The sequence below is a fragment of the Butyrivibrio sp. VCB2001 genome (assembly GCF_000423965.1).
GTDB lineage: Bacteria > Bacillota > Clostridia > Lachnospirales > Lachnospiraceae > Butyrivibrio.
In genome coordinates this window covers 294,492-313,923 of record NZ_AUIZ01000003.1, presented here as the reverse complement: position 1 = coordinate 313,923, position 19,432 = coordinate 294,492, and the positions used below count along the sequence as shown (strand labels likewise).

Below are 19,432 nucleotides of genomic sequence, written 5' to 3'. Positions count from 1 at the left end.
GAGCTTTACATACCGAAATACTTCTTCACTCACGCGGCGTCGCTGCATCAGAGTTTCCTCCATTGTGCAATATCCCCCACTGCTGCCTCCCGTAGGAGTTTGGGCCGTGTCTCAGTCCCAATGTGGCCGTCCGACCTCTCAGTCCGGCTACAGATCGTCGCCTTGGTAAGCCGTTACCTTACCAACTAGCTAATCTGACGCGGGCCCATCTCATACCACCGGAGTTTTTCACACTGGATCATGCGATGTTGTGCGCTTATGCGGTATTATCAGTCGTTTCCAACTGCTATCCCCCAGTATGAGGCAGGTTGCCCACGCGTTACTCACCCGTCCGCCACTAAGTTTACTCAAGATTCTGCCGAAGCTTCATCAGCGAGTAAACTCCGTTCGACTTGCATGTGTTAGGCACGCCGCCAGCGTTCATCCTGAGCCAGGATCGAACTCTCACGTTAAAATAAGTTCAATTCCAGCCAGAACTAAAACGTTAGCTTTTCGTTCTGTCCGTTATTACTTTTGGTTTGTTACTTCTGAATAATTCTCTTGGAATTTTTCAGGGTTGCATTACTGTTTATTTGTCAAGGTGCTTTGTTGTTGCTCCGTATTGCCGCAACTCATTTAGAATATCATGTTCAGCAATCTTTGTCAACAACTTTTTTAAAATATTTTTTGGAACTTTTTGGAAACGGCTTGTTTCCTAGGTTCCATGCCCCTCTTCAAACGGGCAAAAGTTATTATAGCAAAGCCAAATCTTAAATGCAACACCTTTTTTTGGAAATTTTTATAAATCTTATTTTCCACAAAATGTTGTACTTTGAAGAGGATTTTCCTTCTATTTATAGTGGTCATTTAAACCGGTTATCTGATCCGGCCACCAGGGTGATTCAAAATTACACCCCGGAAGGAATAAAAAAGGAAGTCCATTGGACTTCCATTTCTTTGCTAAACGGAGAAAGCGGGATTTGAACCCGCGCGCCGCGTAAACGACCTACACCCTTAGCAGGGGCGCCTCTTCAGCCACTTGAGTATTTCTCCATGCCTGAATCCCACTACCAATATGTGAGTTTCATGCGTCCGTTAAAACCTAAGACGCAAATGTAATTATACAAAGCCATACAGTCTTTGTCAATTGTTTTATTCCAACTCCCTCCTGTAAGCAGCACCGGCAGTCTCGTAGAGATTGTTTCCTTCTGAATCAATTACTACTATTGCAGGGAATCTCTCCACTGTAAGCTTTCTGATTGCCTCAGTACCAAGATCATTATAGGCAATAACTTCAGAAGCAGTAATAGCCTTGGAAAGAAGAGCTCCTGCTCCGCCGATAGCTGCAAAGTAAACAGCTCCGTTTCTCACCATGGCATCTATAACCTCTTTGCTCCTCTTGCCCTTGCCTATCATTCCGCCAAGCCCGAGGTCAAGGAGTTTTGGGGCATACTTATCCATACGGCTTGCTGTGGTTGGTCCGGCAGAGCCGATGGGTCTTCCCTCTCTTGCAGGGGATGGCCCCATATAATAGATGAGATTTCCCCTTATATCAAAAGGAAGTTCCTCACCCTTCGAGAGAGCTTCATCCATTCTCTTGTGCGCAGCATCTCTGGCTGTATATATGGTTCCGGTTATGTATACCATATCGCCGGCCTTTAGCTCTTTTGCCAAAGCAGGATCGATAGGGGCCTGTAATTCTCTGTCCATTCTCTAATTCCTTCTATCGTAAGTTCTCTTATTCTTATATTAGAAGAGTTTCTGCAAAACTGTCAGATTGTCGCGAATGCATGTCTGTTTACATGGCAGCATATATTCACAGCCACAGGAAGTCCTGCGATATGCGTTGCGTAGGTGTTGATGTTGACTGCAAGAGCTGTTATTCTTCCGCCAAGTCCTGCCGGACCTATTCCACTTGCGTTGATCCTATCAAGCACCTCTTTTTCCATATCAGCGATGTAGGGTATGTCTGAATGCTCTCCGGCCTTTCTGGTAAGAGCCTGCTTAGCCATGATGGCGCACTTCTCGAAGGTTCCTCCGATGCCTACACCTACAACCATAGGTGGGCAGGCATTGGGGCCGGCGTCCATAACAGCCTGAACGATGGCATTCTTAACACCCTCTTCACCATCGGCGGGCTTGAGCATGAAGACTCTGCTCATGTTCTCGCTTCCAAAGCCCTTGGGAGCACAGGTTATCTCTACCTTATCTCCGGGAACTATCTCATAATGTATGATCGCAGGAGTGTTATCTCCTGTGTTCTTTCTTATAAGAGGGTCCGATACAACGCTCTTTCTGAGGAAGCCTTCTGTATATCCACGGCGCACGCCTTCGTTTATGGCTTCTGTCAGATCTCCACCCACAAAGTGCACATCCTGACCAACCTTTACAAACAGGACTGCCATTCCGGTATCCTGGCAGATTGGTATCATGTCTTTTCCGGCGATATCGAGGTTCTCACGGAGCTGGGCAAATATCTTTTTACCAAGCTCTGACTCCTCGGCGCTTTGAGCCTTCACAAGAGCGTCCTCCATATCCTTAGAGAGGAAATGATTAGCGTCGATGCACAGCTTCTTAACCGCCTCTGTAATTTGCTTAACTTCTATTTCACGCATAGCTTCTCCCGATCAGGCTCCCACAATTGTGTCTTTGATTGCTGCAAGCTCCTCAGGTGAAGGGCTTGTGGGCTTCCATAAAATGTGCTGCCCGTCGTTTGCATATCTTGGAATGATATGAAGATGGAAATGCATAACAGTCTGTCCTGCTGCCTCTCCGTTGTTCTGTACGAGGTTAAGACCGTCGCATGATAGCTTCTCCTTCATAGTTCCTGCCACCTTCTTGGCAACCTTGGCTGCATCAGCCAAAACGTCCTCAGGGAGCTCAAAAAGATCCGCATAGTGGTTCTTGGGAAGAACCAGGGCATGTCCCTTTGTTGCAGGGCCAAGGTCAAGGATAACCCTGAAGGAATCGTCCTCGTATATAGTATTTGACGGAATCTCTCCCGCTGCGATTTTACAAAAGATACAGTTTTCCATTATGCAAGTCCCTCCATATTCTTGTTGTTCTTTAAAACAATGATATTTATAACGCCTAAAACAGCTCCCGTTAAAAAGCCTCCGGTGTGAGCCGCGGTGTTTGCACCCTTCTGGAAAAAGCAGGCCTCAATAACAAAGACTCCCAAAAGCGCAAGTCTTATCATAAGGTTTCTGCTTCTTATAAAAGTCTTTCTGTTTACCAAAATCCATACTACAACAAAGCCAACCAGCCCCATAATGGCGCCGCTTGCCCCGACCGAGACCCAGCTGAGTCTGTTCTGGATTTCATAAGCCATGGATATCATGTTGCCAAAGAGCCCCGACAACATATAAAGGAAAAAGTAGAACGCATGCCCTGTGTAGTGCTCAACTATAGCGCCGCCAATGGCAAGCATCAGCATGTTATTTATGAGGTGCTGAGGATCAGCGTGAAGGAACATGGCTGTAAAGAGCCTGTAATACTGGCCGTCCCTAAGGACAACTTCAGTGATCATGGCCCCCTTTTCATACATCCAGCCAAAGGCAAAACTGCACAGCAAGAAAACGACCACGTTAATGGCCAGCAGTGCCAGTGTTATATAAGAGCTCTTGTATATCTGCTCCTGTCTTTGCCAATAATCTCCCTCAGAGACGTAAGTATCCTGCATCCGGATTTCCCCAACTTAATCTGCCATAAGGTCAAAGAACTGATCCATGCTTCTAAGAAGCTTGAAGTCTCCCTTCATCTTAATGCTTCCTGCCATAAAGGCTCTCTGGAAGCTAAGTCTCCCCCCAAGGATGTCTTCAAAGGTTCTCTGATCTGAAGTAAGTGAAACATCGCAACCTTCCTCGTCTCCCACGTGGCAGTCGCACTTACTGTTATCTACATCTATGATGATAGGCTTAAGCTTACCGTTATCGGAAAAAGAAATCTTGTACTTAGCCACAACTCCTGCAACAGGAGTGAATTTCTTGTTAAGAGTCTTAGCATATTCCTCGGAACTTCCAAGGGCATCTTCCTGTCCCATCTTGTCCCTGAATATGCTGGCAAGCTCCTGAAGGTCTTCCTTCTGCTTGCGAACGTACTTGTCATCCGAAGCATACTCCGAGAGCTGCTCAGATTCCTGCGGAGTAAGGTCTATGCTCTTGGCAACGCCGACCTTGTTGATGACCGCCTGATTACTTGCAGGGAATACCGGCATCTTCTGATTGATGGTCCTGTAGATGTTCTCCGCCTTCTTATCTATTATCTTGCCGTACTCCGAGCTGTTCTCAAGCTTGGTGGTATCCGCAATATATCCGCACATTCCGTCACACGGAAGTCCGCCCAACATCTCCCAGGCAGCTGCAAGGCTCATCATGCCTTCTCTCTCACCGTGAGTTGTGCTCATGACAACAGGCGCCATGTAGATCTGTCTGATCTTGTCCTTGTCACCGTAGAGCCAGCAGGCATCAAGAAACTGCATCATGTATCCGCCGATTCCGTACCACTCAACCGTTGATGCCAGAATGATTCCGTCCGCATCCTTAAGAGTGTTGGGCAGAGCTGTGATGCCATTTCTCTGTTCATAGAGATTGTACTGCTGTACCTTTACATTAAGTTCCTGTAAAACCGCTGTGATCTGTGAGATGACGAAAAGCGTTGGATCATCGATGATTCCGCGTCCGCCGTAATAGATATTTACCTTCATGAACTCCCCTCCGCTTAATAATCGTATTATATCACACAATCTCCTATTTATCTGCAATCAAAACAAACTCTGCCAAGCCTTATCTCGTCCCCTTCATCGATGTAGGTCTTTTGCTGGGGAAGGAGCTTAAGACCGTTTTTGTAGGTTCCATTCGTTGAGCCGAGGTCAATCACGGCAACCCTTCCCCCGTCGCTTACAAACCTGCAATGCATCCTTGAGATGCTCATATCGCTCAGCACCTTATCAACGCATCCTTCCATTTTCCCGACAGTCAGCGGCAGTTTGTCAAAGGCAATCCTTACCGTCTTGTCCAGATTCCTGCTAAAGAGTGCGATGCCTTCACTTCTTACCTCATCAAGAACAACTGTCTCTCCGCACAGGGCTGTTTCTTTGGTAAAAGAGCTTTCGGCCCTTGCAGGTTTTACGAAATCATAATCTTCTTCGTATCCAAAATCATCTTCTTCGCCCCCATAGCTAATATCCGCCTCAGGATACATCTCATCCTCATTGAGCTCTTTGGTCTTCTTGCCTTTGCCGGGCGCTTCCACACCGCCTCTAAGCTCCTTAAATCCGCCGACAAGTGCCACCACTCCCGTTACAACCGATACAAGCATTACAAAGATTGACAGCATATTCTCCTCGTTTGAAAGGATGTAGTTCATTCTTATATAAACCATAGCTCCCACTACGCAGAAGAACAGTAAAGAAAAGAGCAGCTGGAGCTTTCCGCCAAGTCTCTTTCCGGAGCGCTTAAGCCTTCTCTCACCTTCATCTTCCTCGTATTCGTCAAAAGAGTCTGCGACATCCTCTGCATCTGTCATGTCAAAGCTTTCAGTAAAGTTTGCCTCATACTTTTCCTTATAAACAGTCTCCTCTGTCTCACAAGTTCCTTCTGTCAGCGTCTTTTCCAGTGCCTCATAAATAAAATCACCAAAGGCAGCACTCTGCTCGCAAAGCCTGTAGACCAGCTCGGTAGCCTCTCTGTCATTTTCATCCACCAGCTCCAAAAGCTCCATGGCAAACTCGGGAAAGCTCTTCCCCTCATCATAAAAAGGACAGTAAATAAATCTGCACGCTCCGCTTGTAAGGTCCGTATATATGCTCCTGCTGTTAAAGACGATTCCTTCTTCTCCCAGCAGAAATTCAGACAAGCCCTCGAGAACATTCTTTATATCAGTAAGAAGGCTCTTTACCTGGGCGGCATTCATCCCGCTTGATGCGAATCTGTCCCCAAGGCTCTGCATGGAATTTATCTCGTAATAAAGAAACTTATCTCCGTTTATGCTCCTCTCGGTCAGAGGCACAAGGCCCTTTATCCTGCCACTTTCTGCGATCTTATACTGATACCTGCTCTCGCCCTCTTTGCTCTTATCCTCAAACACAAGGTAGTTATGCTTTAATTCTCTGTAATACTTGTACTCCATCATTCATCTCCTATTGTTTCCAAAATCTCTTTTCCCAAATCCTGAAGTCTCGTGAACTTTCTGATGTGCTCTGCATAGCCAAAACTCTTAGCCCTTCCGGCTGCTTCATATTCCCAGCCGCTTTGAGGCTTTAAAAAGTACCTTCCCATGGCTGAGTGCCTGGCTGTTGAGTACCCATGTACCCGGATTTCTTTTCCCGACGATGCTGCTTCAAATCTTGGAGTCGCACTGCCAAAATACTTTTTGCCCACAACCTGCGATGACTTTTCGTATACATAATTCTCAGGGCTTCCATATATTTCCTCATCTGCAACGCTTGCCCTGAAAGCCAGTATATATGCGTCCTGCGACAGAATACATCTGCCATAGAGGTAGTACGAGAAGTAGATGAGCAGCGCAAAGACGCAGATGACCATCGGCACAATGAAGGAAGCCTCCAGCGTCATATAACCTTTAAATCTGCGCAAACATCATCACCCCCATCCCTAAGGTCAGGAATGGAACAAAAGGCATTTTGGCCTTTTTCCCAACCTTTTTAAGCACCAGAAGAATCCCCGATATCAGTCCGCAGGCGAAAACTCCTGCGATCATCCCCATAACTGCTACTCCCGCTCCAAGAGCAGGACCAGCGCACAAAATCAGCAGACCATCTCCGTAGCCAACGCTCTGTCCACTGACAAAGGACAAAAGCAGGAGAAACACTCCCGGCATCAGCGACATCAGAACATCCGAAGCATCGAAGTTTCCCCCGTATATACTTACTGCCACTTTGGCAAAAGACATACCAAAGCATCCCAGTATCTCCCACAAAAACACGTCTCTGCTCCTTATATCCCCGATAGATGAAATTATCATTATTAGCAAAACACCTAGTCCAAAAAACACTTTTAACTCCTTATCCATAACGCTCATCCGCAGGTGCTGCAGGCTCTGCGCCCGCCCACTTCGGAAATCGGTATCGTATAAATCTTTCTCTTTAGTGCCAGGCAGTTAATACTGCTGTGATACCTCTCGCCATATCCTGTGATAAAAACGTTGCCTCCTCCGATGTTCTCTCCGCAGTATTCACAGGCGTAGTATATCTTCCTGTCGTTGTTGCGAAGGTGCTTTAGATCCTCGAAGGGAACGCTTTGCACCTTAAGCCTAAGATGCTCGCAGTCAATGCTCCTGTGGTAAACCTCTCCGTGCTCCGTGACATAGACCATCTCCTCTTCGACACCCTCCATATCAAGACCGGCCGAGATGTCATAACCGGTCCATGCACGTCCGAAGTATCTGGATTCCACGCCAAATTCATTAAACCCGATGACCGGAATCAGGGGATGGACCTTGTAATCCACCACAAGGTCGATGATGTCATTTCCAAAAAGAACTTTTGACTGGATAAAGCTCATGCCCTCAAATCCGTCCATGACAACGCTTTTATTTATGCCATCTCCGAGGTACTGTCTCACCTTCTCTTTTGCATAAAAAACGCCTGCTGCCCCGGCCAGTGTATCCACAGCTCCTCCGCCTTCTGCCCCGAGACTCTCCTCTCCAAACCTAAGGTCAAACGCCATAAGCGACATCTCGCTCCCCGTCTGGTGAAGCGCAGCCTCCATATCAGATTGGACCTTCACAATATTGAACATGGTCATTATGTTTGCGAAGAAGAAGATAAACAGCGGAAGCGCAAGCGAAGCCTCTACCGTCATGGAGCCAGGCAGCCTGTGGTGCCTACATCTCATATCCGTATATCCTTTCTATCTTGCAGTCGTACCCAAACCTTGTCCTTACATGGATCTCCGCACAGAAGGTATCCAGGCAGTGATCCATCTTAAAGGCCGTATTTCCTGCAGTCTTTCTCACATCCATCTCAATTATGTCCGCAAGGCGCATGGTCTTCTCCGGAAGGCTCACCATAAAGAGCCTTGCCCTTACGTAGTCTTCATAGTACATGCCCTCTCCGAGATCCCCGCCGTTTAGGAAATCCCTGAAGCCGAACATATTTGTAAGGCTTAGCCTCCAGGTGGCATCGCTCTTAAAAAGAGGAACCCTTCCACCACTGAACAATATGTTTAAGTCCGACACAGTCTCAGCAAACGTCCATGCAAAAAGTATTGAGTATTTCACAAGGTCTGCCAGCTCCGGAATACAGAACAGCGCAGTGACGACCTCAGCAATAAACTCCGCCTCCGCGACCTTGGCATCACACCCAAAGAGGTAGATCATGTTTGATGCCTCTCTCCAGAAAAGCAGATTCTCAGTCATTCTCTCAAGATTTCCCCAGTCGCTCTTCTGTCCGTAGATCATGTACTCCAGCTGATATTTCAAAAGAGATTTATCAAGCTCGCCGCCGTACCTTGAGCACTTCTCGTAGTAGTACTGCTCAAGTAAAAGCCTTTCGCCGGCGGAGATATCCTCTTGGTCATAAAGCCCTGTCCCCTTATTTAGCTGTCTGTGAGACGCATACTGATCAAGGTCTACGGTTACCTTTGATATCCTTGACTTGTCCTTGATCGCCAGGTTCAAAGCACCAATGCCCCTTTGTGAATTCACCACATCCGCAGGGTTGGCAAGACTCATCTCCTCTTCTTCTCCGTCCTCGTTTATGATGGGCGGAAGCTCAATGGCATCAATTGCCGCCTGATTTTCTGCAGCCATAGCCGCCACATCCGTGGTATCGAGGGCTCCATCGTGAATTAGCTGTGCATTGGTCTGAACATCAGCAAGAAGTCCCTCGACAGGCTCGGCGCCCATATATGAAATTATCTGCCTGTTTAGCACCGCACCTTTATTGTCCAGGGCAAAAGAGCTTCCGGTGATACTTACGCCATCGCAGTACGCAGAGAATATTGAATCATTTCCGGCAAGTCGACTCGGAACAGTCCTGCTAAAGTTCTTTTGCGCATAATATCTTAGATGCTCCTGTGTGTTTATGATGGAGGGGTTCTCGCACCCGTAAGAAGTATCCACAAACAGGAGCCCATACTGCTCATAGAGCGCTCTGCTGTACTCGGCAAGTACTGAATTCATGGAGATATCCGCAACACATTCCGTCTTCATTTTGACTGCCCCTATCCTGGCCCCCTGAAAAAGGACCAGGATAAGTGACAGGATTATCATTATGGACAGCGACAGAAATACCGTCACATAACCCTTAGTTCGTGATAACACGTGTATCCTGTCTGATTGCCTTAAAGACATCCTCAACGATTCCGGAGATCTGCTCTTTAAATACGATAACAAGTCCAATGAGCACCACTATGATAAGTATTACCTCGACGGTACCCATTCCGTTCTCGTCCTTCCAGAAGCTCTTTACTGCTCCCCCTACCTTTTTTCCTAAATTCTTTACTGCTTCGATCATTTTGTTTTCCTCCCTTTTTATTCAAAATTTGTTTGATCAAAATGCCATGTAAGCCGGTATCATTATCACTATCATTACGATCACCAGCATGATTATCATGGGCAGAAGAAGCCTTGTTCCGGCTTCCTCTCCCGCTTTGCGAACCCTGTCCATCCTCTCGTCGAAGGCCTTTTTGGACTCCTCCTGTAAAAGAGCCAGAAGCTCGCTGTTACCTTTTCTCAGGTTCTGAGACAGTAGCGTTGACAGCCTTGTGTACTGCTGCCCCGAGCACCTGAGGCCAAAGTGCTCATAGACACTCCCTTCAGATGCTCCGGCTGAGAGCTCTCTTCCCGCCCTTAAGACCTCTTCGTAGAGATATTTCTTTTCTCCTATCTCTTTCTTTTTCCGTAGGTACCCGTTTCCAAGCTTTTCAAAGATATTCCTCATGGTCATTCCGGCTCCCATATACAGAACGATCTGCGATACGAACTGTGGATAATCCCCCAGCATCTGCTGCCCTCGCTCCTCCATGGCCTTCTTCAGCTCCTTGTCCTTAAGAACGTACGAGGCTGCACTTCCGATAAGAGTCAGCATCAGAAGCAGCATGCTGTTGTCGGTTACTTTCTCTGACCAGTGGATCTCCCCCTCATCAAAGCTCTCCGGCAGAATGATCTCCTGCTTCTCTTTGGAATCCTCATCGGCTTTGTCCAAAAGCTCTTTTATCTCCAGAAAAGTTCTCTCCACAGGTGTTAGATCCCTTGGCCTTATCCGGGCGCAGAAGGACTGCTGCCACCGAAGGTCTCTGTAGCTGTAGATGGCGCTAAGGTTTACCAGCGCGCCTTCCTTTGGGATCATTTCCTCAATGAGCTCACCGTCGAAGTGGATCACCTCCAGATTGTCTATCTTCCAGCGGATATCAAAGGGATATCCCGGAATCCTCTCCGGCAGACTTAAGTCTTTCGTCACATCATCAAAGCTCTCATTCTCCTTAAGGACAATCCTCTCAAGGACCTCAGACGCCTCCTCAAACAGGGCATTTGCTTCTTCATCCGTATACTGCCTTGTCTCAACAGGAAGCGTGTACTCGCCGATCTCTTCACCGTTTTCATCAGTGGCCACCAGGTCAACTTCGTATTCCTTCTCACCAAAGGAGTTTCTCTCAATAACTCTCCCATTGTTTATCTTGGAACTCTGCCCGGCGCCGATGGCCATCATGAAGGCCAAAAAGCATCCCGCGCTGGCCATAAGGAGCACAACGCTTATCTTCCTGATAAAGTATTCGGTCTCTGCACTGTCCAGATCCTTTTTCTGCTCAAGTGTCCCCAGATACATACGTATTTTTTCCGAGGAAAAAGACCTTACTCTCCCCCTTATGTTCCTGAAGATAAAAAGAGAGATCTTCAGATAAGCCCTGCTTATCCCGGTGTCCTCAATCCCCTGCGGAAGCTCGAGATCTTTTGAGAAAAACCACAAAATGAGCATTGCAAGCGGAAATATCAAATATGTAAATGCAAGCTTAGACATTGATGTTTACTATCCTTTCCGACATAAAATATGCAAAGGCATAAAATCCCATGCAGATGCTCATGAGCACGATCCCGAACAGGTTGTGATAGAGCGGGTCAAAAAAGCCGGGGCTTGTTAGGCTTATGTAAAAGATAATGAAGAAGGGCACCATGTTCATGATCCTTGCCTCCATCCTCTTTGCGCTGATAAGCACGTCGATCTCTTTTTCCACATCCATCTTCTGGGAGATTACCGTTATAGTCCTTGAAATTATCTGAGTCATGTTTCCACCACTCCTTTTGGCCACAGCAAAGACTTCCGCAAAATCCCTGATGTCGCTGTTGCCCGACTCCTTGCCGAGCCTGTAGATGAGCTTTTCCAAGGGAATGTTGTTCTTTATCCCCTTGCCGATCTTAGAAAGTGCTGCGCAGATAAGGCTCTTTTTCCCATAGAGAAGTTCCATGTCATGGATAGCCTCAAGAAAAGCATTCTCCGGAGAGTATCCGGCCTTGAGATTTGTCAGGACCGAGCTTATCGCATCCCTGAACTGTATCCCTATAAGCCTTGTATTTCTCTCTATCTGGCGCTTTTTCTGATACACGTACCACGGGAACACAACAGGTAAAAGAGCTGCCACAGCAATCCAGGAATCGTAGAAGAGCCTGCCAAAGGCCAGTGCAATCAGCACTCCCTGCAAAAGTATCGGGATGTCATTTATCCCCCTCGGGTAAGCTAAGGCCTGCTGCCATAAGCTTTTCAGTCGCTTTAAGTTCACTTACTTTCCTCCATTTTCCTATGATTTTTCCTCTTTCATCCTCGCCCTCCTCTTCAAACCTGAAGAGGGTATTCACCTTTATCCTTCCGCTTTCGGGATCAAGCTCCTTTTCCAGCTCGCATATCTCCAGCACTTTTCTGGTCCTGTCCCTTAGCCTTCCCAGATGCACCACGATATCTATTCCCGATGCAATCTGTCCTCTTACTGCCGGGAGCGGAATCTCCATTCCCATCAGCACCATGGTCTCAATTCTCGAGAGCATATCCTCTGCACTGTTGGCGTGTCCTGTGGACATGGCCATATGACCCGTGTTCATCGCCTGTAACATATCGACACACTCATCGCCTCGGACCTCACCAACCACGATCCAGTCAGGCCTCATACGAAGTGATGACTTAATAAGGTCCCTGATGGTTATTGGCTTGCAGCCCTCCACATTTGCGTTTCTTGCTTCCATCCTCACAAGGTTTGGAACCCCCAGGATCTGGAGCTCTGCGTTGTCCTCTATGCTTATTAGTCTTTGATCCTTTGGAATAAAATCCGAAAGAGCATTCAGAAAGGTGGTTTTACCGGAACCCGTACCACCGGAAATAAAGATGTTATATCCGGCCTTTATAAGGACCTCGATATAATTTTTCAGATATTCGGATATTGAGCCCAGCTCTATGAGCCGCCTCATTGTGATGGGCTTTTCGGGAAATCTTCTTATGGTCACGATCGGACCGTTTAATGCAACAGGGCTAAGTACAATGTTTACTCGTGACCCGTTATCGAGCCTTGCATCCACAATAGGCGATGACTCGTTGACCACTCTGTTGCAGGAAGATACGATCTGCTGGACCACATCCTCAAGGCGCTGCCTTGACTCAAACCTGCAATCCGACTCCATGATCACACCGTTTTTCTCGATAAAGATGTTGTCAGTGCCATTGACCATTATCTCAGTGATGGTCGGATCATCCACCAGATGCTGCAGTACATCGAGTTTTCTAATCGAGTGAAACACCTGCTGCCTAAGGCTCTTTCTCTCCTCGAGAGTAACTGCCCTGTGCCTTAGCTGCATTGAGATCTCTCTGTCGATAATCTCAAACATCTCCCGGTCCGTGATCTCCCTGGAGAAGTCCAGTGAGTTCATGACCCGGTCCTTGACCACCGCCCTCATCTCCTGCAGCTTACGCTCCAACGCCTGTTACCTCCCTGCTTCTTATCAGGATGTCCTCAATAAATCTGTTGTAAGCAGTGATATCCCGTCCATCCGGAAGCAGACATTTCATGGTCTTTGTAAGTACCCTCTCATAGTCATTTTCCAAAAGAGCTTTATCATACCTTCCAAGTCTGTAATGGTCAGCTGAGTTGTTTCTCATAACGGTATAGACGATGTCGCACATATCAAGGATCTCAAAGAAGCCGTCAGGATAATCTTTTAAGTCAAAAAGAATGTATTGGTATCCCGCCTCTCTTGCTAAGAGCTCCACCAGCTCCCTTATCTTTTCATAGCTGATCTCCTTGACCTGCATGGCAGTCTTGGCCGGTGCTATGAAATCAAGGCCGTTCCTGGTTCTCTTTATCTTTTCAAGGTAAAGGCAGAACTTATCTCTCTCGCAATCCGCAAAATACAGAAGGTCCGTAATATCCTCTTCAGCCTCCTGTTCAAAGAGACTTGTGATGGCCGAAAAGCTCTCAAAACTCAAAAGAATTGTCCTGCCCTTTCTGGCAAGAGCCTCTCCCATCTTGATGGAAAAAGAAGTCTGTCCGCATCTCGAAACGGGAGTGTAAAAGCCCAGTAGTTTAGAGGTGCTGTCAAGCGCCTTTACCTTCAGTCCTGAAAAGCCCTCTGCTCCGCTTATACAGAGCTCTAAAACCCTGTCCACGATCTCTGCTGCCGGCAGATACTTGCTAACATGAAAGATCCCGATGCCATAACTTATGGATAATTCTTCCAACTCTTCATTTTTCCCATCTTCATCAAGGATCATAATGTTTCTGCAATTTCTGCCAAAGGTTTCTCTATTAAGCCCGCGGGCATCACTCTCCGAAACCACAAGAAGCGCTATTTCATTTTCATCAAGGTACTCTAAAAGCTTTCCGCCCTCAGTGAATGACATTATTTCAAAAGAGAGCTTAAGATGACTTCGCAGGTATTCCGAAAGCCTCTCACAGTAAAGAGCATCGCTGTCAAAAACAGCCATTGTCACACAGTTCATAACATGCCTCCTGCCACAAATAGAACACTCATAAGAATCGGCACTGCGAAATGAATGTATCTTTGTTTATTTCTCTTTAGGATTATGACCGCGACCGAGATTACTCCGGCGATCAGGAATGAGATCAGAATACAGGAAAGAGTATCCTGCACAGTTAGAAAAGATGCTGCAGACATAAAGAGTTTGACGTCGCCTGCTGCGATACCTTTAAAGAAGTACACGGGAAGCAGTATCAGAAGTGCTGCCCCTGTTGCAAGGATGGATTCGAAAAAGAACTCCTGCCCCCGGATAAGATTTGCTCCTATTCCAAGTAGCAGTCCCGGAACCACCCAGGCGTTGTATATTTTGTCTTTGAACAGATCCGTGAATACCGCGCCTGTCAAAAACAATATTAAAACTACGGCTATAACAATCTACCCCTTTCGTGATGTTTTATCGAGCTCGCGAAAAAGAATTTAACATGGAGAAAAAACTTTGTAAACCCCGGGCAAAATCGAAAAAGCGACAAATCTTAAGAATTTTGCTTTCGCTTAGTTCTTAGGGTTTGTCGCTTAATTTTGTCGCAAATACGTTTCTCTATGAAGGAAATTAATAAATTTCCCCGGCAAAAATTAATATCTTAAGATTCTCTTAAGATGTCTTTTACGCCATAAGTCCTCTGTTGTAGGAAGCTGCCGAAACATCCTCGTTTAAGCTGTATTTTCCGTAGGTAAGACCTGCATAAACCTTCTGGGTATTACCCATAAGCTTATCCGATGTGTCCTCTTTTTCAAGTTCTGCGTAAGCCTCGTGGAGGTTCTTAAAGTTCTTTAAAACTCTCCAGATGCGGTTGATACTGTAGGTTGCAGATGCTACCACCAGCTCCTTTTTGGAGAAAATATAAATCTGAAACAGATTCCTTGCCAGCTCATACTCCATGTTCAGGGAGTGGATGAGCTCGTCGATACAGTTCTGGGCACGCAACAAGCTCTTTTGCGCATCTTCCTTCTTGCCGATGCCGATATTCTCAATGGCCTCATCAAGATAGTACATCACCATTTCATAGATGATGGTGATCATCTGAGTCTTGTTGGCCTCTGAAATCTTAAGTGTAAATTCCTGTTTCTTTTCCAGTGTCATACATTATCCCTCTCTTAGCGATTACTGAAGAAGCTGAAGTACCTGTGACGGTCTCTCGTTTGCCTGGGCCATCATTGAGATTCCTGCCTGTGAGAGAACCTGCTGTGTTGAATAGGTTGTCATCTCCTCGGCCATATCTACATCCATGATCCTGGAATAAGCTGCTGTCATGTTCTCAACTGAGATATCGAGGTTACTTACTGTATGCTCAAGTCTGTTCTGATAAGCACCAAGTCTTGATCTGATTCCGCTGATCTCTGAGATGGCGTTCTTTACGCTCTCGATTGCCTCTCTTGCTCCAACCTCATTTGAAACGTCCAGGTTGTAGAGTCCAAGAGTTGTGAGAGAAACCTTCTGGATCCTGATATCAAGGGTCTGTCCCTCGTTTGCTCCAACCTGCATGGTCATTGCACCTGTGCCTGTAAGCTCAAGGTTTACAGTGCCACTGAAGGTCTCATCGATCTGAAGCTGGATCTTCTTGCCGGTTGCATCCTGAAGTGTGAGCACGTCTTCATTAACGGTTGCTGTCATACCGTTTGGCATGTAGTCAACCATTGAACCGTCCTCGAGGATCTTCTTAACGCTGATGTTTGTCTCACTGCCGTTCTCAAGGAAGATTCCCTTCTTATCAACACCGGTTGTACCTGTGAGGTTCATGAAACTTACATCAATTCCTGTTATCTGGTAATTTCCTGCCTCAACTACATCTGAGTAGGAAACCATCTTTACATTGGGATTTGTCTCTGCTGTTGAAGGATCATTGCCAACTGTTGCATATCCACGGTAATCAAAGGATCCGTCGAGAATAGTCTGGCCGTTGAACTGTGTAGTCTGCGCCATTCTTTCGATCTCTTCCTTCAGAAGTGTTACCTCTGACTGGATTGCCTCTCTGTCGCTGTCTGTGAGAGTTCCGTTGCTGGCCTGAACTGCCAGCTCGCTCATTCTCTGGAGCACCTCGTGGATCTCTGAAAGGCTTCCGTCTGCTACCTGAACGATTGAGATCGCATCCTTTGATGTGTTATTTGCTACTCCAAGTCCTTCAATCTGGGAATTCATTCTTCTTGACATGGCAAGACCGGAAGGATTGTCTTTTGCGTTTGTGATCTTTAAACCGCTGGACAATCTTCCGAGAGATTCTGAAAGAAGCTTATCATTTCTCTGAAGTGCGTTGTTTGCTACCATTGCGGATACGTTATAATTTACTTTCATCTCTACCTCGTTTCTTTAGTCGCAACTTGTCAAAGCGCCTCAACAAAGGCCTTTGCCATAGTAAGGAGTGTTTTAGTATCTGTTTGTAAGTTATTACTGCCTTCCCTGGCTCCTGAAGAAACGGTGGCTAAAGCGCCTCCGCCCTGTGCGTGATAGAGAATTGCTATATTCTCTGCCGCTGCAACGGCTCCCTCTATCTTCTCTGATAGCTTTCCGCACAATCTACTTCTTACACTTTCCAGATATTCAGACTCTTCCTGATTGCTGCTGTTCGTTGTTGTAAGCATTCCTCTTATCACATCCGCTTCCTTGTAGAGGCTTACAGTGATAAGTCCGTACATATCAGTCTGAACACTGGCATCCATCCTTGAATTTGTGCCTGCTTCGCTCTTTAGCGTCACATGCATTGAAACTACCTGACCTTCAACCTCAACAGGCACTTCGTAAGAATCTCTCTCTGCGCTCTTTGTCATCACTGAGATCTGCCTCTGCAAAAGAGATATTGCTCTTACATCAATGTAGCTGTCATTGTCAGTCATTAGCTCTTCAGATAATTTATCGGAAACATCTCCCAAAATCTTAACGTAGTTTTCCTGATAATCATCATCTTCCATTTTTTCTGTTAAAAGAGCTTTTTCTTTTATGTCACCCATCTTCTCCCAGAGGCTTCCGTTTCTGCGATCGCGCCTTACGCCGATCATCGCCTCCATATTGTTGAAGGTGGTCTCAACTTCTGCTGCCTTAAGCTCATCAAGGGCAGGCTCTGCTGCCTTTAGCTGGGCAGTCTGTCTCATTCTTGTGACCTGCTCTTTTACATATTCTCTCTCAAGCGCCTCATCTGTATCGGCTGCCTGAAGATTATCTGCAAGTTCCGGTAAAAGAGTCTCCTGCGTAGGAGCAGCCTGTAACAGCTTTTCAGGTTCGAGGTTCTCATATACGACCTCTGCCTTGGCGCTGTAGAATCTGAACGCTGCACTTATCTGTGCATCTATCTTTACTCCGGCTGATCTCTCTTCAAGACCGCCAAACTCATCATCCACCTTAAAGTCCATTCCGTGTCTTGCAGCCTTTTGATTTCTTGTAGCTTCAAGAAGGTTTCCGATGGTCATATCACGTCCCGTCTTAAGAAGTGAGCCTATGGCCTGGTAATCGGTGGTCTTAAGGGTGTGGAAAAGTCTGTATATTCCTATGAACGAGCTTCTCTCCTCACTGCTTATTCCGTTCTTTTTCTCAAGCTTATAGAGGAACTTGGCGTACTTCTCTTCGCTCTTTCCTCTCTGGTCCTCTGAATTTGATGAATGTCTGTCCAGGTTCTGTGAGAGCTCTTCGATGGTCATTGAAAGAGGGTTCTGACCGTCTCTTATAAGATCAAGGACCGCACCGGGCTTGATTCTTGAAATAACTGCCTGAAGCTTAGCATCCCAGCTTCTGACCTTTTCAAGGTTCTCCTCATTTATCTCCATCCTGTTGTATCCAAGGATTCGGATAGCGCGGCGGTTCTCATCTGTGAGTTCCTCATTAAGATCCTCTAAAATGTCGTCTGCATTTCTAAAGGCCTTCTTTATGCTATCGCCCAGGTCTGCTCTGGGAGCTGTCATGAGCTTTTCATAGCCTTCTCCGGCCTTGGCAAACTTCGCTGCTATGGTCTCTGACCTCTGGCTGATCTTAAAGATGCTGGCGCTCTCAAACTCATCTGCCATATCGCCCACGATATCGACAGGGCCGTTTGCGATCACGGAAACCCTTGTCATAGTCATGCGCATCATATAAGAAGTACCGACGCTCTTTACATCTGTTATCTCATCGATGGCCTTCCCGGCAGTTTCATCCGCCATCTGTCCCATTGTGCTCTTAAGTCTCTCAATGAGCTCCTCAATGGGTGCTGTGTCTATCGAAAAGCCTCTGTCAAGGAGCTGCTTGTTGGCTTCTGTTGTCATGCGAAGACGAACTTCTTCCATCTGGATCCTTGCAAGGACCAGTCTGTTGTCGTTCTCCGGAAGAGCCTGAACTTCTGCGAAAGTTCCCGCACCTGAAAGATTTCTGATGGTGAAATCTTTCCCTGAAATTATGGCACCCTTTATATCGTCGTCCGAGATCTCTTTTACCTTATGATCTATATCTATGGCCTTCTCAAGGTTTGAAGTCGGGTCAGAGAGATTGCCGTCGATTGCGCGCTTGCCATCAGCTATGGCTGCTGCCGTTGCCTTTGCTCCGAGCTCTTCAGTTACAGGGAGCTTTGCTGCCTTTATGGTGGTAACTGCCTCGAGATTATCTGCTGTAAGCGGAATTCCCTGAGATACCATCCACTTGGCATTTTCCTTGGTGGCCTCATCCTTAGGGTCAAGACCTGACTCCTCAATGACTTTGTCGATCTGGGGACCGAGCTGTTCCCAGTCAAAAGAGTCTGCTGTCTGCGCATAGTATCCGCCGGCTTCCTGAGCATAGAAACCTCTGCCCATGACATTTAATCCATTTGTGCTGTGGGAAGCAAAATAGATATTTTCAATGGTGGGCTTCATATTGTTTTGCACCATGTATTTGACAGCACTGTCATCAAGAGCCTTGATGTCGGCTACCTGGTCAACAGCTGTCTTGGCTGCCTTAACATTCTCTGCCGTAACAGGAATATCATTCTCATGAAAACTATCCTGCAAAGCCTTGGCAAAAGCATCGCTTCCGGTGATCTTCTTAAGCTTTTCAAAGCTGAGGTCATCGTTGTAGCCTGCGACCTCTACTCCTGACTCAAGGAGGACACTCTTTATCTTGTCCACGATGTTTACAGTCTCTGCAGAGTTTATATCTTTGATATCAAATCCGTCCTTAAGGGCCTTTTCATAGTCCTCCTCGGACATGGTATTTGATAAAAGAGCCATGAAATTATGACGGTTCTGAACATCCGTGTTCTGAGCCATATTGGAAATGTCTTCTACTGATCTGGAATGTCCTGCGTATGCGTTGTCGGTAAATCCCGATGCATCTATGTCCAGAGCATAGCCTGCCTTTGAAAGATTTGATGACTTTGAGGGCCCTGACACTATCCTTTCTTCCGCCTCCATGCCTGAAAGAATTTTGTCGCCGCCGGTTTTCTGACCGGTAATAGTCTGAAAGTTAATGTTCATATGCGCCTCATATAGTTGAGAAAAAACATTTGTGACATGCAAAAAGGTGATGGACTTATCATCC

General features: G+C 46.6%; 19 protein-coding genes, 1 tRNA gene and 1 rRNA gene. All 21 read right to left on the bottom strand.

What is annotated here, in order from left to right; all coding sequences use genetic code 11:
- Positions 1-452 (bottom strand): 16S ribosomal RNA (locus G589_RS0106165); the annotation flags it as partial.
- A gap of 492 nt (positions 453-944) precedes the next feature.
- A tRNA-Ser gene (locus G589_RS0106155) sits at positions 945-1,032 on the bottom strand.
- Positions 1,033-1,131: 99 nt separating this feature from the next.
- Complete coding sequence (locus G589_RS0106150) at positions 1,132-1,689, bottom strand: Fe-S-containing hydro-lyase (protein WP_026521470.1); 558 nt, start codon at positions 1,687-1,689, stop codon at positions 1,132-1,134.
- A 62-nt stretch (positions 1,690-1,751) separates the two neighbouring features.
- Positions 1,752-2,594, bottom strand: coding sequence for a fumarate hydratase (locus G589_RS0106145; RefSeq protein WP_026521469.1), 843 nt, complete (start codon positions 2,592-2,594; stop codon positions 1,752-1,754).
- Between the two features lie 12 nt (positions 2,595-2,606).
- Entirely contained in the window at positions 2,607-3,014 is a 408-nt protein-coding gene (locus tag G589_RS0106140) for an HIT family protein (protein ID WP_026521468.1), read from the bottom strand.
- The gene (locus G589_RS20990) at positions 3,014-3,661 is read right to left on the bottom strand and encodes a rhomboid family intramembrane serine protease (RefSeq protein ID WP_051192215.1); all 648 of its coding nucleotides are present in this window, start codon (positions 3,659-3,661) and stop codon (positions 3,014-3,016) included. Before G589_RS20990 ends, G589_RS0106140 begins: the two co-directional genes overlap by 1 nt.
- A gap of 15 nt (positions 3,662-3,676) precedes the next feature.
- Positions 3,677-4,684 carry an SCP2 sterol-binding domain-containing protein gene (locus tag G589_RS0106130; RefSeq protein ID WP_026521467.1) on the bottom strand — a complete coding sequence of 336 codons (1,008 nt, stop codon included), beginning with the start codon at positions 4,682-4,684 and terminating at the stop codon, positions 3,677-3,679.
- A 47-nt stretch (positions 4,685-4,731) separates the two neighbouring features.
- Positions 4,732-6,111 carry a DUF6382 domain-containing protein gene (locus G589_RS0106125; protein ID WP_081668947.1) on the bottom strand — a complete coding sequence of 460 codons (1,380 nt, stop codon included), beginning with the start codon at positions 6,109-6,111 and terminating at the stop codon, positions 4,732-4,734.
- The gene (locus G589_RS0106120; protein ID WP_155832504.1) at positions 6,108-6,575 is read right to left on the bottom strand and encodes a hypothetical protein; all 468 of its coding nucleotides are present in this window, start codon (positions 6,573-6,575) and stop codon (positions 6,108-6,110) included. Before G589_RS0106120 ends, G589_RS0106125 begins: the two co-directional genes overlap by 4 nt.
- Complete coding sequence (locus tag G589_RS0106115) at positions 6,562-7,011, bottom strand: hypothetical protein (protein WP_155832503.1); 450 nt, start codon at positions 7,009-7,011, stop codon at positions 6,562-6,564. Before G589_RS0106115 ends, G589_RS0106120 begins: the two co-directional genes overlap by 14 nt.
- Positions 7,012-7,016: 5 nt before the next feature.
- Entirely contained in the window at positions 7,017-7,835 is an 819-nt protein-coding gene (locus tag G589_RS19055; protein WP_155832502.1) for a TadE/TadG family type IV pilus assembly protein, read from the bottom strand.
- On the bottom strand, positions 7,825-9,153 hold the full coding sequence (locus G589_RS0106105) for a DUF5702 domain-containing protein (protein ID WP_026521463.1): 1,329 nt from the start codon (positions 9,151-9,153) through the stop codon (positions 7,825-7,827). The genes G589_RS19055 and G589_RS0106105 overlap by 11 nt, the downstream gene beginning before the upstream one ends.
- A 94-nt stretch (positions 9,154-9,247) precedes the next feature.
- The gene (locus G589_RS0106100; RefSeq protein WP_022769412.1) at positions 9,248-9,457 is read right to left on the bottom strand and encodes a Flp1 family type IVb pilin; all 210 of its coding nucleotides are present in this window, start codon (positions 9,455-9,457) and stop codon (positions 9,248-9,250) included.
- A 36-nt stretch (positions 9,458-9,493) separates the two neighbouring features.
- Complete coding sequence (locus G589_RS0106095; protein ID WP_026521462.1) at positions 9,494-10,960, bottom strand: type II secretion system F family protein; 1,467 nt, start codon at positions 10,958-10,960, stop codon at positions 9,494-9,496.
- Complete coding sequence (locus tag G589_RS19050) at positions 10,953-11,717, bottom strand: type II secretion system F family protein (protein ID WP_155832501.1); 765 nt, start codon at positions 11,715-11,717, stop codon at positions 10,953-10,955. Before G589_RS19050 ends, G589_RS0106095 begins: the two co-directional genes overlap by 8 nt.
- Positions 11,653-12,879, bottom strand: a complete 1,227-nt coding sequence (locus G589_RS0106085) for a CpaF family protein (protein WP_035775507.1) — start codon at positions 12,877-12,879, stop codon at positions 11,653-11,655. Before G589_RS0106085 ends, G589_RS19050 begins: the two co-directional genes overlap by 65 nt.
- Positions 12,880-12,889: 10 nt before the next feature.
- Positions 12,890-13,921, bottom strand: a complete 1,032-nt coding sequence (locus G589_RS0106080; protein ID WP_026521460.1) for a hypothetical protein — start codon at positions 13,919-13,921, stop codon at positions 12,890-12,892.
- Entirely contained in the window at positions 13,918-14,310 is a 393-nt protein-coding gene (locus tag G589_RS20985) for a prepilin peptidase (protein ID WP_196811849.1), read from the bottom strand. Before G589_RS20985 ends, G589_RS0106080 begins: the two co-directional genes overlap by 4 nt.
- Positions 14,311-14,563: 253 nt before the next feature.
- Positions 14,564-15,040, bottom strand: coding sequence for a flagellar export chaperone FliS (locus G589_RS0106070; RefSeq protein WP_022769366.1), 477 nt, complete (start codon positions 15,038-15,040; stop codon positions 14,564-14,566).
- Positions 15,041-15,061: 21 nt separating this feature from the next.
- Entirely contained in the window at positions 15,062-16,249 is a 1,188-nt protein-coding gene (locus tag G589_RS0106065; protein WP_026521459.1) for a flagellin N-terminal helical domain-containing protein, read from the bottom strand.
- A gap of 29 nt (positions 16,250-16,278) precedes the next feature.
- Positions 16,279-19,368 (bottom strand): DUF6240 domain-containing protein, encoded by a 3,090-nt coding sequence (locus G589_RS0106060; RefSeq protein WP_026521458.1) that lies wholly within the window; start codon positions 19,366-19,368, stop codon positions 16,279-16,281.
- Positions 19,369-19,432 lie beyond the last annotated feature (64 nt).